Raw genomic sequence first — 13,306 nt, 5'->3', positions numbered from 1 at the left:
GTGATCGTCGTATCTTCTGCAGATGGCGGGCCAAGATGAATAATTTTTTAATTGTATGATTACAATGAGTTGTCCGGTTGGTTGGGCTCGGCTGGGGAAGCTGGGGTTGTAACGAATGTTTACAGCTGCCGGGCTCTCCAGGTATCGGCCTGCCGGAATACCCCGCAGCAGGGCCCTGTTTGTGAGCCGGAGCAGGATCTGTTTCTAAATATTACAATGTAAGGTTTTGGTACAGTCATGGAAACAGAACTTCAAACACTTCCAGATCTTGAAGCGATTATCCGGCGTTCCCTGGAACGCTCGGCCAGGTATGGGGTCGACCCCCATCAGGATGGGGCTCCCGAGTCCACTCGGATCTCGGAGCAGGAGGTTCAGGTCCGCATCCAGGAGCAGTACGAGTTCTATACCCTGGCCCGGGAGCAGTTGGACAGCCTCTATCGATTGCTGAAAAACACCGGCTTCTGCATGGTCCTTGCTGATAGGGACGGCTATGTCCTCTATGTGGTGGGCGACCCGGATCTGATCGAACATTTTAAACGGCGTCGCTGTATCCCAGGCTATCGCTGGACCGAGCGGGACATGGGGACCTGCGCCATTGGCCTGGCCCTGGAGGAACGGGTGCCTATCTTTCTGCCAGGTGACAAGATGTATGCGGCCCTGGCCCAGAAGATCAGCAATGCCGGTGCCCCGGTGCTGGCCCCGGATGGTCAGGAGGTCTTGGGGGTGATCTCCCTGAGCGGCTATTCGGAAAAGATGCATGTCCACACCCTGGGCCTGGTTCGGCAGTCGGCAGAGACGGTTACTGCCCATCTGCGTGAAAGCGGCTCTATCCGCGAACTGGAGATCAAGAACCAGTATATGAGTGCCCTCCTGGAGTCAGACTCAAGGGGGATGGTGACCGTAGATCAAGGGGGGAGGATCGTTCAGACCAACCATAAGGCACGCACCCTGTTAAATATTCCCTTGGAGGCCGAAGGCAAGAAACTGAGTGAGTGTGTGGAGGCGAATCTGGATATTTCCAGCTATCTCGCCAAAGGCAAGGGCTTTCTCGCCCGGGAGCTGCTGACCAGGAAGAGCGGCAGCACCCACTTTGCCTCCCTGGATCCCATTCGGATCAAGACCGGAGAGCTGGTTGGCGGACTGCTCACCGTCTTTGAAAAGAAAGAGATGATGCGGATGGCCGCGGAGATGACCGGCACCTATGCCCACTTCACCTTTGACTCCATCCTGGGGAGTAGTGAACGACTTCGCTCGGCCGTCCATTTGGCCCATATCGCGGCCAACAGTGCGGCGCCGGTACTGCTCTCCGGTGAGACCGGTACCGGTAAGGAGCTCTTTGCCCAGGCCGTCCACAACGCGAGTGAACGTCGTAATCGTCCCTTTGTGGCCATCAACTGCGGGGCCATTCCCAAGGAGCTCCTGGAGAGCGAGCTCTTTGGTTATGAGGAGGGGGCCTTTACCGGAGCCCAGCAGGGTGGACGACCCGGTAAGTTTGAGCTGGCCGATGGCGGGACCCTGTTTTTGGATGAGATTGGTGACATGCCCTTTGATATGCAGGTCAAGCTACTCCGGGTGCTCCAGTCCGGTGAGATCCAGCGGGTGGGTGGGCTGCGCACCATTCAGGTCAACCTGCGGGTGATTTCGGCCACCAACAGGGATCTGAGGCGGGCTATCCAGGACTACACCTTTCGGGCTGATCTCTACTACCGGATCTGTACCCTCAGGATCGAGATTCCCTCCCTGCGTGAGCGGCGCGAGGATATCCTCCAGTTGAGCCGTCATTTTATCCAGCGCCATGCCCTGAAACTCAACCGCACTCCGCAGCCCCTGGCCAGGGAGACGGAGCTGGCCCTGGAGGAGTACAGCTGGCCCGGCAACATTCGCCAACTGGAGAGCGCAGTGGAACGGGCGGTGCACCTCTCCGAGGGAAATCCGCTCCAGCCTGAACACTTTGACATTGCCGAGTTCAGCGCTCCCGCCTCGCCCCCTGAGTCTTCCTGGAACGCCCCAACGAGTTTGGAGGCAATGGAACGGCAGGCCATAGCCGCTGCCATCGTCTACTTTGAAGGCAACATCTGTAAGACGGCCCGGGTCTTGGGGATCAGTCGGCCCACCATCTACCGGAAGATGAAAAAGTACGGCATAGCATCGGCTTGAGCCCTGTCCCGCCATCCCGGTTTGCCCGGCAGGATCAGTTCTTCAGGAAGTAGCTGAAGTAACCGTTGACCTTGCCGATCAGGTTCAAGGTCTCCTTATACTGGGGAGGGCGGTTGTTGCTGATGGAGTTTTCCCCGGCATTCCAGGCAGAGACCACCAGGTCGAGCTTGCCCTGGAAGGCGGCGTTATACTTGGCAATAAGATAGCAGGTCAGGAGGATGTTGACCGCCGGACTGTAGAGGTCGCGGGGCTTGAGATTGGCCAGTCGCCGTTTGGAGACATAGCGGAAGGGCAGGTTCTTTTGGGCCAGTTCCCTTGCCGCCCGTTTGCCGGTGGCAAAGGTGATCTGACAGAGTCCCTTGGCCCCCTTGCTGGAGAGGGCCTTGGGGTGGCCATTGGATTCCGCCAGCATCAGGGCCCGGATGAAGTCGGCGTTGACCCGGTGCTTGGGGCGGATATAGGCAAAGGAGCTGAAGTATTCAATCAGGTGGTTGTAGCGGGCGATCCTCTTGAGTTGCCCTGGAGAGACCGGGATGTTACGGTACTTGCTGAGATAGCCTGTCAGTGAGGCCTCAGCCGGGCTGCTCAGGGGAGCCTGGGCAGCCAGCAGCAGGAAAACCAGCAACAGCGAGGTTGCCGGGCGAAGGAGGGGGCAACGGTTCATGGCTGATCTTCCCGGCAGGTCAGGCACTCCGGTTTTTCCTGGAAAAAGGTGGCCAGGGCTCGGTAGAGGTACCAGCCATCCAGTGAACCCGCAGTTTCCCGGATGGAGTGCATGGCCAGGGAGGGGATGCCCACATCCACCGTGGCCACGCCGATGGCCGCCGCAGTCAGCGGCCCGATGGTGGAGCCGCAGGCCATGTCATTGCGCATCACGAACTCCTGGACCGGCACCTCGGCCTTGCTGCAGAGGAGTTTGAACAGGCCGCCGCTGAGGCTGTCGGTGGCATAGCGCTGGTTGGCGTTCTTCTTCAGCACGACCCCCCTGTTGAGTTGGGGCAGGTGGTTGGCCTCATACTTCTGGGGAAAGTTGGGGTGGACGGCGTGGGCATTGTCAGCGGAGATAAAGAGGGACTGGGCCAGCACCCGGAGCCGCTGCTCAGGCTCGGGGTAGAGCCGCTCCAGCACGGAGCGGAGAAAAGGTCCCTGGGCACCGGAACTGGAAACCGAGCCGGTCTCTTCGTGGTCGTTGAGGACAATCAGCAGATCCTGTTGGGCCGGTGGATCGACCGCCGCCCGGATCAGGGCATAACAGGAGAGCAGGTTATCCAGGCGCGCCCCGCTGATCAGCTCCTGGTTGAGTCCGACCCTGGAGGGGGGCTGGTGATCGTAGAAGAAGAGGTCATGGTCCAGGATGATCGCCCCCTCGGTCCCAGGGTGTTCCTGGAGCAGTTGCTCTTTGAGCAACTCTGAAAAATCAATCGCAGCCCCATCCGGGGCAAGCATCGCCACCGGGGTGAGGTCGGTCTGTTTGTTGATGCTTCTCTTTTCATTGGCTTCCCTGTCCAGGTGGATGGCCAGGCTGGGAATAACGGCCACCGGTCGTTGGAAATCAAGCAGGCTGCACTGGAGCGGGCCTCCTTCACGGTGCCAGCTCACTCTGCCTGCCAAGGAGAGGTCCCGATCAAACCAGGGGTTGAGCAGGGCCCCGCCATAGACCTCCACCCCGATCTGGATGGCGCCATGGTTGAGCTGGACGGGTTGGGGCTTGACCTTGAGGCAGGGGCTGTCGGTATGGGCACCGGCCATGCGCAAGCCCCTGCTCGCCCTGGGCGGGACGCTGAGGTGAAAGGCGATCAGGCTGGAGTTGTTGCGCTGGAGGTAGTAGGAACCTGGAGCCAGCTCCCCCCAGTCATCGCTCTCTTCCAGGCGTTGAAATCCATTCAGGGAGAGGATCTCGGCACTGCTCCGGACGGCATGGAAGGCGGTGGGGGAAGCTTGGAGGTACTCAAAGAGGCCCTGGATAAAGGGAACGGGTTGGATGGTATTTTCCATGACAAGGCGTGATTTCAACGGCAATGGTGTTGGTTAAAGAGTTGGCTGATGGGGCAGGTGGCAACAGCCGCGGCGTTCACGGCATTAACCTAGGTGGAGCAGGGCATGCTCAGGCCACTGCCGAGAAGCGTCGACCTGTACCCTGGGCTTGACTCGGGGTGGCCGGCTGGACCTCGGCTGAACCAGGTGCAGCCGGGGTTGAGGAAAGCTCCTGGGATTGACCCCCCTCTCCCGGCTCGGCCTCTGCGGCCTGCAACTCCTGGCGCGCCTGGGCCGCCTTCATGGAGGCTGCGGCAGCGATCCTTCGGTCAGCGGCCGAGGGATTTGCAGGGGCCAGGGCCGCCTGGCGAACCGTTTCCATCTTGAGCAGGGTCTCCTCGGGGCTGGGCTCTTTACTGAGGTCAATGGGTACCTCACCACCAATGGCATAGCGTCTGCCATCCGGCCCCTGCTGGTAGCTGAAACTCATCCCGCCGGCTGCGTGTTGCCCGGCCTTTGCCAGGTGGGCAAGCTCGTGGGCCCGGACTTCCTGATCACGCTCTTTGAGCTTAGCTAGCGCCTTGAGCTCTTCCTGGCTGAGCTGTTCTGCAGGGGCTTGTGCGGCCCCGCCTTGGCGGCTTTCAGCCCGGGGCTCCTCGCCACCATCCTGGTCCGCGCTCTGTCGGGCAGACTGGTCTAAGCCCTGTCTGGAGAGGCTGACCCGGTCCTTGTCGTTGGTCCTGGCGCCCTCGGTGCCTTCGGCGCCTGCCTGACCGCCTGGACGGTCAGGGGAAATGGGGGCACCCTGTTGTACCTGCCGGGCAGGCTCCGAGCGGAGGGCGTAGCCGCCTGCACGGCCCGAGGGGGCGGGCAGTTGGGTGGTTCCGGCTGCTGTGTATAGGGTCGGCTTGATCATGGCTAGGTGATCATGGCTAGGTTGTGGTGACTGACGTAATCATAGTATAAGCCAAGCCGGAGCTCTTGTACAGCCTGAAAAACCCTTGGTGCAGTCTGGCGGTGAAACCGTGAACAGTCTGGGCGCTGGGCAGCAGCTCAAACTCTCTAATCAACGCTCAAAGAGGTTGCTAATGTTGCCCAGCACCGAACCCTCTCCGCTGGTCGCTCCTGGGGTCTGGGGGGCTGCCTCCCAGATGCGCCCGGCAAGGCGGGAAAAGGGCAGGGACTGGAGCCAGACATGACCAGGTCCGCGGAGGGTGGCGAAGAAGAAGCCCTCTCCCCCGAACAGGGCGGATTTGACGTTGCCGACAAACTCGATGTCATAGTGCACCGATTGACTCAGGGCCACCAGGCAGCCGGTGTCCACCCGGATGGTCTCACCTGCAGCCAGCTCTTTTTCAACGATGGTGCCGCCGGCATGGACAAAGGCCAGACCATCGCCGTCCAGCTGCTGCATGATGAAGCCTTCGCCGCCGAACAGGGCGGTGCCGATCTTCTTTTGAAAGGCAATGCCGATGGCTACCCCCTTGGCTGCACAGAGGAAGGCATCTTTTTGGCAGATGATCCGCCTGCCGTAGGAGGAGAGGTCCAGGGGAATGATCTTGCCGGGGTAGGGAGCGGAAAAGGCCACCTTGCCCTTGCCTGTACCGGTGTAGGTGAACATGGTGATAAAGAGTCCCTCCCCGGTGACCAGTCGTTTACCGGCGCCGATCATCTTGTCGAAAAAACCACCGGACTGGGAGTCTTGGGAGCCGTCGCCGAAGATGGTCTCCATCTGGATCTGCCCGTCCATGTACATCATGGCTCCGGCTTCGGAGATCACCGATTCGTTGGGGTCCAGCTCGATTTCGACAAACTGCATCTCCTGACCAACGATCCGGTAATCAATCTCGTGGGCCTGCTGTCCTGGAAAGGGCGGCGGCGGAGCGTTGCTCCCAGGGAGAGTCAGCTCCGGAATCTGGCTGGCCGGGACCCAGTCGCTATACCCCTCCTGCCAGACCAGCAGCGAAGGCTCCAGCTGACCAGCGGCCAGGGTCTGGCGTAGCTGCTCCTGGCTGTATGGCCCTTGGGATTGTCCGTTGACGGCAATATACCAGTTTGACATAGGTGACCTCTTTATACTAGGTAAGGTGGTGCCCTGGGGGCAGCGTTTGCAGCTGCCACCATACCACAGACCCTGTTTGTCCAGATACCATTTTTTAAGGATCATCAGCCATGCAGCAAAAATCGCCCCACTACCTGATCGTCGAGCCCTATTACGGTGGATCGCACAAGAGCTTCCTCACCGGCCTGGAGCGCCATCTGGAGGCGGAGTGCACCCTCCTGACCCTGCCTGCCCGCAAGTGGAAGATGCGGATGCAGTTGGCCGCTCCCTGGATGGCTGAGCGGATCATGGCCCTGGTGGCCGCAGGGCACAGCTATGACCTGGTTCTCTGCTCCACCTTCATTGACCTGGCAGTGCTTCGTGCCCTCCTGGCCAGGGCGGGCATCGCTCTCCCTCTGGCCATCTACTTTCACGAGAACCAGTTTGCCTACCCCTCCAGGGGGCAGGATCAGACCAGGCACCAGTTTACGGCCATTAACTTCACCTCCGCCCTCTGTGCCGACGGCCTGGCCTTTAACAGCCACTATAATAGGGATTCCTTCCTGGCCGGGATTAGTCGTTACCTGAAGAAGGCCGCAGATATCTCCCTGGCCCAGGTGAGCGAAGAGCTTGAGGCCAAGTCGGTGGTGCTCTATCCCGGGATGGACTACGGCGGTATCGACCGGACCGCTGCCGGTGCTCCGGCGAAGAGAGGGCCGGTGGTCGTCTGGAACCACCGTTGGGAACATGATAAAAATCCCGAGCCCTTTTTTTCCACCCTGGCGGAGCTCTCCAGGGAGGGGCTTGGCTTTGAGCTGATCGTGGCCGGCCAATCTTTTCGGGATCAACCCGAGGTCTTTGCCCGGGCCAGGCAAGAGCTGGCTGGCCATATCCGCCACTTCGGTTACCTGCCCGCAGAGGAGGACTACTGGTCTCTGCTCCAGCAGGGAACCATTGTGGTCTCCACCGCCATCCATGAATTTTTTGGGATGGCGGTACTGGAGGCAGTCCGCGCCGGCTGCCGTCCCCTGGTTCCCGATCGCCTGGCCTACAGGGAGCTTTTTCCCGATGAGTATCGCTATAAAAGGGAGGGGTTTAAAAGAGAGCTGCGTGCCCTGCTGGAGAGCCCGGGCAAGCTCAAACCGGAACGTTCCAGGGCCTTGACCGAGCCATACAGCTGGCCGCAGCTGAGTCCCGGCTACGCTCAGTGGTTGAGGAAGGTTGCCAGGAGCTCTGTTGCCGCGATCACACCCATGGCAGCAAAGAAAATGAGGTTGAGCAGCTGAAAGAGCAGCCAATAGTTGCTGCTGGGGCGGATCAGGAGCTGGTAGGAGAAGGCCAGGAGAATGGTCAGGGCGGCCAGGATATTGCTCAGCCGGGAGAGGGGATGGAGAAAACCAGGCAGGGCGGAAAGGGCCAGGGCCACGGTGGTGTAGGCCAGGGTCCAGAGCAGGGCGAGTCTGCGTAGTCGCTCCTGGGCCAGTACCTGGGTCAGGTTGAAACCCGGGGCCGAGGCGTAGTCGCGGTGATGATGGAGGAGTACCATCAGGAAGTGGGGGATCTGCCAGAGAAAGAAGAGGCTGGCCAGGATCAGGGCTGGCGGGGCGAACAGTGGGCCTCCGGCTGCGGTCCAGCCGATGAGCGGGGGAGTGGCTCCGCTCAGGCCTCCGATCAGGAGGGCAAAGCTGCTCCGTTTTTTTAAGGGGGTGTAGAGGCCGTTGTAGAGCCCTACCCCCAGGCAGGCCAGGAAGAGAGGAACCGCGCTCTCGGCAGCAAACCGGAGCAGGAGCAGGGCAACGGAAAAGAGCAGCAGGATCAGCAGGCATGCAGCTCCGCTCCCGATGGTGCCGGTGACCAGGGGGCGTTGGCAGGTCCGCTGGTAGAGCCGGTCGGTATCGACTTCCTGGAGGCTGTTGAGGGCTGCTGCGCCACAGGCCAGGAGATAGACCCCCAGGACCAGGAGCAGGGATCTCAGGTTCAGGTAGGGGGAAAAGAGCAGGGCGCCAAACCCTGCGGACAGGGCAATGGGTAGGCAGAGCAGTCCTTTGACCAGACGGAACCAGGGCGCCAGCGAGCTGAGGCCGGAACCCGTGCCATGACGCAGGACCTGGTTGCGGCCATGGTCCCGGCCAGCTGCTGGCTGGCCTTTACTCATCTTCCTGCTCAAGCCACTCCAGGTACTCCTCCCTGGGGATGACCCGCAGCCTGGCCAGCATCTGGGAGTGGTCCAGACCGCAGTATTCGGTGCAGAGGATATCATATTCACCCGGCTCCTTGGTCCTGAACCAGACATAGGTGGGGAAGTTCTTGACCGCATCGGCTTTGACCCGAAAGGCCGGGATAAAGAGGCTGTGGATCACATCCAGGGATTCGATGTTGAGCTGAACCGGAGAGTGGGCCGGCACCACCAACTCGTTTTCCGTCTCCTTGTCGTTCTCGTAGATAAAGATCCAGGAAAACATCTGGCCCAGGGCCTCGATCTGGACGGTGCCGGCAGGGACGTTGCGCAGGCCGGTGTAGGATTGCCAGCCCACCCAGAACATGGAGAGGGCTATGATGGTGGGGATGACGGTCCAGGCCAGCTCCAGCTTCCAGTTGTCCCGGATATCTGCAGGTGTCGGGTGGTTCTTGCGACGGTACTTGATCACAAAGTAGATCATCACCAGGGTGATAGCGGTCAGGAGAACAGCTGAGACGACGAAGATGTACCAGAATGCGCGGTCTACCCCTAAAACAGGATCCATACTCTTTCCTTTTTCCTGTGGTTATCGGAATGCTACATCCCAGAAGGTAAAACTGATCATGATGGCCAGAAAAAATATGGTGCCCAGAAAGGAGACCACTATGGCCTTGCCCTCGTACTTGAGGTGCATGAAGAAGAGCAGCACCAGGCTGACCTTGGTGGCGGCAATGGTCAGGGCAATGGGCACATTAAAGATGCCCAGGTCGACATAGCTGACCCCAACTGTGACTGCGGTCAGGATCAGCAGTGTTCCCAGGACCAGGGCCAGAGTGTGATAGGGCATCAGGTGTTGGCTGGTGTGTTTGTCCATGTAGCACTCCTTTTCAGCTGCGTGACCTGCCCGCTGGCAGGGTCGAGGTTTAGAGGACCAGGTAAAAGAGCGGAAAGACAAAGATCCAGATCAGGTCCACCAGATGCCAGTAGAGGCCGGAGTTTTCCAGCCGGCCAAAGTGGAGTTGATTGACCTTGCCGTTGCTGACCCCGATAAGGCTCCAGGCCAGCAGGCTCATTCCGATGATCACATGCAGCGCATGGAGGCCGGTGATCACGTAGTAGAGGCCGAAGAAGATGTTCTGGCCCGGCGGTCCGTCCACCAGGGTCGCGGAGTTGGGATAGAGATCATGATGAAATTTGGCTCCCCATTCAAGGTATTTATTGACCAGAAACAGGGCCCCGCAGCCGCATGAAAAGGCGAGCAGGCCCTGGGCCCATCTTTTCTGCTGTCGGCGCACTGCAGTGATGGAGGCGGCCACGGTGAAGCTGGAGATCAGCAGGATGATGGTGTTGAGCGCACCGATGACCCGGTCCAGCTGTCTGCCGCCCTCGACAAAGTCGGCGGCATAGTTGTGGAAGTAGACTGCGTAGAGGACAAAAAGTCCGCCAAAGAGGATGATCTCCGAGTAGAGAAACAGCCACATGCCGATCCGTACCCCGGTCGCGTCACTGCTGTTGTCCATAAATGCTCCCTAAACTGTGGGCTGGCTTGAAACCTTGCCTCTTCTTCCAACCTCAGCGTTATGGTACGATTGTTCCCTGCCTTGATCTTGATCGAAGAAGCTCTATCCCAAGGGGCCCTTGAATCTCTGTTGTGCCTGCTCTACTTGCCCTGGGATTCTCTGGCGATGATTTCGGAAAAATCATAGGGGTAGGCCATCACCCGGGGTTCGCTGACAAAGTTATGCAGCGGAGGCGGTGAGGGCACCGACCATTCCAGGGTGCAGCCGCCCCAGGGGTTGGCGGCTGCCACCTGTCTGCTCCTCAGGCTGAGCACCAGGTTCACCAGCATCAGGATGATTCCGCTGAAGAGCAGCAGGCCACCCACTGCCGCCAGGCTGTTGCCCTGGGAAAACTGGGGCAGGTAATCGTAGTAGCGGCGGGGCATGCCCTTGAGCCCAAGGATAAACATCGGCACATAGTGGAACATGAAACCCACCGTGGCCAGGGTGGCGGCCAGGTAGGCCCGTTTGAAGTTATACATCACCCCAAACATCTTGGGCCACCAGTAGTGGAGGGCGGCAAAGAAGGCAAAGCCGGTACCGCCGAACATGGTGAAGTGGAAGTGGGCCACGACAAAATGGGTGTCATGGACGTGGATATCGGTGCCTGCGGCGCCCAGGACCAGACCGGTCAGGCCGCCCACGGAAAAGAGATAGATGAAGATCAGTCCATAGAGCAGGGGAGGGGTCATCTCGATGGAGGCCCGGTAAAGGGTGGAGACCCAGGAAAAGACCTTGACCGCCGTGGGGATGGCGACCAGGAAGGTCAACAGCGAAAAGACAAACACCGCCACGTCACTCATGCCGCTGGTGTACATGTGGTGGGCCCAGACCAGCGAACCGGCCACGGCAATGCCCAGGGAAGAGGCGACGATGGCCTTGTAGCCGAAGATCGCCTTGCGGGAGAAGGTGGGGATGATTTCAGAGATCACCCCCATCCCCGGCAGGATCATCACATAGACCGCAGGGTGGGAGTACATCCAGAAGAGGTGCTGGTAGAGGATGGGGTCCCCGCCCCTGTCCGGGTCAAACAGGCCGATTTGAAAGAAACGCTCAAAGATCACCAGTACCAGGGTGATGGAGATCACCGGGGTGGCCAGGAGCTGAACCCAGGCCGTGGCATAGAGGGACCAGGTGAACAGGGGGATCTGCATCCAGCCCATGGTCTTGATCCGCATCCGGTGGACCGTGGTGATGAAGTTGAGACCGGTGAGCATGGAGGACATCCCCAGGATAAAGGCGGCAAAGACCGTGAGGGAGACGTTGTTGTTGGTGCCTACGCTGAAGGGCACATAAAAGGTCCAGCCCGTATCCGGGAAGCCGCCTGCTGTGAACAGGGAGATCAGCGCCAGGAGGCCGCCGATCATGTAGAGGTACCAGGAGAGGAGATTGAGCCTGGGGAAGAAGACATCATCGGTACCCAGTTGGATGGGCAGAAAGAAGTTGCCGAAGATGGCCGGTATACCGGGGATCACAAAGAGGAAGATCATGATCACCCCGTGGAGGGTGAAGGCCGAGTTGTAGACCTCCGCCGACATGATGGTTCTGCCCATGGACATCAGTTCGATTCGGATGAGAAAGCCCACGGTCAAGGCCACCACAAACCAGAACAGCACGGCCCAGAGATACATCAGGCCCAGTCGTTTATGGTCATGGGTGAGCAGCCAGGCTTTGATCCCGGTGAGCCCCGGGGGGGAGGGGGTCTGAAAAAATGAGGGTGTGGCTGACATAACAATTCCTCTCGGCCCTGTTGGCGGGCCTACTGATCAGGTGTCTTTTTTTTGCGGAGCACAAAGAAGATCAGAACAAAGATCCCTGCCCCGAGCAGGGTGGCTGTGCCCAGCTTGAGCCAGGTGAAGAGCTGTTGGTTTTGTCTGGGGCTGGTGTTGAAGCAGAAGGCCAGGAAGCGGCGAATAGAGGTCGCCGGGGTACCCTTGGCCGCCTCAGCCAGGGCCAGGTCCACGTCTCCGGAGAGAAACGAGCCGTAGATGTACTTGATAATCCGACCGTCGCTGGCCAGGGCCACCATGGCCGAAGGGTGGATGAAGAGCTGGTCGCTCTGCTTCTTGAACCTGTAGCCCATGGCCTCGGTCACCTTGTAGATATTGGTGCGGTCCCCGGTTAAGAAGGCCCAGTCCTCGTCATTGAAGTCCTCGCCCAGGAGCGCGGTATAGTTGGGCTTGGCAATGGCAGCCGCCTCGGGAGGCTCCAGTTCATTGAAGCTCATGGAGATCACCCGAAAGGAACCGGCAGGTCGGCTGCTGCGGGCAACGGCCGCGGCCAGGTTGGCCAGGTCAAAGGAGCAGGCCCGGGGACAGTAGTAGTAGACCGGCAGGAGCAGGGTAGGGCGATCGATCAGCTGGCCCAGGGTAACCTGCTGACCCTTTTCGTTGAAAAAGACGGCATCCAGGGGGAGCTGTTGACCGCTCTTTTCCGTCACCCACTCTCCGGGATCCACCGTGGTTTGCAGGGGGATAGAGGCTGCAGCCTGGAGATGGGCTGCGTGATCGCTCTCCTCCTGTTGATGGTGGTGATGATCCGGCTGCTGGGTCCCCTTGGTCTGGCTCGCCTGGCTCGTTTGGCTGTTGGCAGCCAGGGCCGGGGAGTTCGCAACAGGGAGGTTTAACAGCAGGAGCAGGGCCAGGACCAAGGGGACGGGGCCCCGGCGGCGAAGCGCCGGGCTGAAGCCCCTGCCAGGCGGTATGGGCCGGGAAAGGGGGCTGCGACTCCTGGCCCTGGCAGCTGCAGTACGCGCCCAGGCGGCCATTACTTGACCGCGCCGCTTGAGAGGTTTACCACCAGGCGGGCCTGATAGACATGTTTCATCCGGGTGGAATCGCGATCAGGGCCATAGGCCAGCAGCACCACGGTATCAGCGGCCGGGTCAAGGCTGCTGTCCAGCTGGTCCCCGGAGTTGAGCGGGATGGTGAACTCCAGGGTGGTGGACTTGCCCTGCTCGCTGCCGCCGACCAGGGTGACGTTGTCCTGGCCGCCCTTTTTCTTGTCCTTGCCGTGCCTGGTGGCCTGGGTGCCGACCTCGTCAAAGATGGCAACCTTGCCCTTTTTGACGTAGCCGACCACGAAGTCGGCGTCCTTCATCTGTTTACTGGGGTTGAAACCGATCCCAAGCCAGCCCTTGGTGGGGGCCGTCAGGCGGACGGCTAAGGTCTCACCTGCAACGGACCAGTCAAAGGTCATCTTTCCTGAGCTCAGCGAGTGCTGGTAATCGGCTCCCGAGGCGGTGGCGGCCTGGGTCGCCAGGGCGATGACCAGGGAGAGGAGAAGGGCGGGGTACCTGCTTGATGAGATGAAACGCAATGGCATGAAACACTCCTTGTGGTTTAAAAGTGGTGAAAAAGCGGTGGAACGGCCTTCTGGTTACCTTGACGAGCCCCT

13 protein-coding genes are annotated in these 13,306 nt (G+C 60.0%); 2 read left to right on the top strand and 11 right to left on the bottom strand.

Translation table 11 applies throughout. From position 1 onward, the window contains the following. The first annotated feature begins 237 nt into the window (after nucleotides 1-237). A complete protein-coding gene (locus tag G494_RS0102390) occupies nucleotides 238-2,157 on the top strand; it encodes a sigma-54-dependent Fis family transcriptional regulator (RefSeq protein ID WP_028583245.1) in 1,920 nt (639 codons plus the stop codon). Nucleotides 2,158-2,191: 34 nt separating this feature from the next. Here the strand turns inward: G494_RS0102390 and G494_RS0102385 are convergent, their stop codons facing one another. The 4 genes from G494_RS0102385 to G494_RS0102370 all read right to left on the bottom strand — a co-directional run bounded on the left by G494_RS0102385 (nucleotide 2,192) and on the right by G494_RS0102370 (nucleotide 6,193). Continuing rightward, complete coding sequence (locus G494_RS0102385; RefSeq protein ID WP_028583244.1) at nucleotides 2,192-2,821, bottom strand: lytic transglycosylase domain-containing protein; 630 nt, start codon at nucleotides 2,819-2,821, stop codon at nucleotides 2,192-2,194. Then, nucleotides 2,818-4,152: a M18 family aminopeptidase gene (locus tag G494_RS0102380; RefSeq protein ID WP_035245178.1), complete on the bottom strand. Its 1,335-nt coding sequence runs from the start codon at nucleotides 4,150-4,152 to the stop codon at nucleotides 2,818-2,820. Before G494_RS0102380 ends, G494_RS0102385 begins: the two co-directional genes overlap by 4 nt. A gap of 109 nt (nucleotides 4,153-4,261) precedes the next feature. Beyond that, nucleotides 4,262-5,047, bottom strand: a complete 786-nt coding sequence (locus G494_RS21545) for a putative metalloprotease CJM1_0395 family protein (RefSeq protein ID WP_051305277.1) — start codon at nucleotides 5,045-5,047, stop codon at nucleotides 4,262-4,264. 150 nt (nucleotides 5,048-5,197) lie between these two features. After that, on the bottom strand, nucleotides 5,198-6,193 hold the full coding sequence (locus G494_RS0102370) for a TIGR00266 family protein (RefSeq protein WP_028583242.1): 996 nt from the start codon (nucleotides 6,191-6,193) through the stop codon (nucleotides 5,198-5,200). Between the two features lie 110 nt (nucleotides 6,194-6,303). Here G494_RS0102370 and G494_RS21540 point away from each other — a divergent pair, with 110 nt between their 5' ends. Next, nucleotides 6,304-7,458 carry a tRNA-queuosine alpha-mannosyltransferase domain-containing protein gene (locus G494_RS21540; protein WP_084456300.1) on the top strand — a complete coding sequence of 385 codons (1,155 nt, stop codon included), beginning with the start codon at nucleotides 6,304-6,306 and terminating at the stop codon, nucleotides 7,456-7,458. On the opposite strand, the gene G494_RS25000 is transcribed toward G494_RS21540, so the two are convergent. The 7 genes from G494_RS25000 to G494_RS0102330 all read right to left on the bottom strand — a co-directional run bounded on the left by G494_RS25000 (nucleotide 7,377) and on the right by G494_RS0102330 (nucleotide 13,234). Further along, complete coding sequence (locus G494_RS25000) at nucleotides 7,377-8,327, bottom strand: UbiA family prenyltransferase (protein ID WP_051305276.1); 951 nt, start codon at nucleotides 8,325-8,327, stop codon at nucleotides 7,377-7,379. The genes G494_RS21540 and G494_RS25000 overlap by 82 nt on opposite strands. After that, nucleotides 8,320-8,916: a cytochrome c oxidase subunit II gene (gene coxB / locus G494_RS21530; RefSeq protein WP_035245176.1), complete on the bottom strand. Its 597-nt coding sequence runs from the start codon at nucleotides 8,914-8,916 to the stop codon at nucleotides 8,320-8,322. Before coxB ends, G494_RS25000 begins: the two co-directional genes overlap by 8 nt. Nucleotides 8,917-8,937: 21 nt before the next feature. Further along, nucleotides 8,938-9,225: a cytochrome C oxidase subunit IV family protein gene (locus G494_RS0102350; RefSeq protein ID WP_028583241.1), complete on the bottom strand. Its 288-nt coding sequence runs from the start codon at nucleotides 9,223-9,225 to the stop codon at nucleotides 8,938-8,940. Between the two features lie 49 nt (nucleotides 9,226-9,274). Then, nucleotides 9,275-9,871, bottom strand: coding sequence for a cytochrome c oxidase subunit 3 family protein (locus G494_RS0102345; RefSeq protein WP_028583240.1), 597 nt, complete (start codon nucleotides 9,869-9,871; stop codon nucleotides 9,275-9,277). 140 nt (nucleotides 9,872-10,011) lie between these two features. Further along, nucleotides 10,012-11,640: a cytochrome c oxidase subunit I gene (locus G494_RS0102340; RefSeq protein WP_028583239.1), complete on the bottom strand. Its 1,629-nt coding sequence runs from the start codon at nucleotides 11,638-11,640 to the stop codon at nucleotides 10,012-10,014. 29 nt (nucleotides 11,641-11,669) lie between these two features. After that, on the bottom strand, nucleotides 11,670-12,677 hold the full coding sequence (locus tag G494_RS21525; protein WP_051305275.1) for an SCO family protein: 1,008 nt from the start codon (nucleotides 12,675-12,677) through the stop codon (nucleotides 11,670-11,672). Further along, nucleotides 12,677-13,234, bottom strand: a complete 558-nt coding sequence (locus G494_RS0102330) for a DOMON domain-containing protein (RefSeq protein WP_028583238.1) — start codon at nucleotides 13,232-13,234, stop codon at nucleotides 12,677-12,679. Before G494_RS0102330 ends, G494_RS21525 begins: the two co-directional genes overlap by 1 nt. Between the last annotated feature and the right edge of the window lie 72 nt (nucleotides 13,235-13,306).

It is taken from the genome of Desulfogranum mediterraneum DSM 13871 (assembly GCF_000429965.1).
In the GTDB taxonomy this organism is placed as follows: Bacteria; Desulfobacterota; Desulfobulbia; order Desulfobulbales; family Desulfobulbaceae; genus Desulfogranum; species Desulfogranum mediterraneum.
Note: the sequence above shows the minus strand (reverse complement) of the source record. Positions and strands in the feature narration are given on the sequence as shown.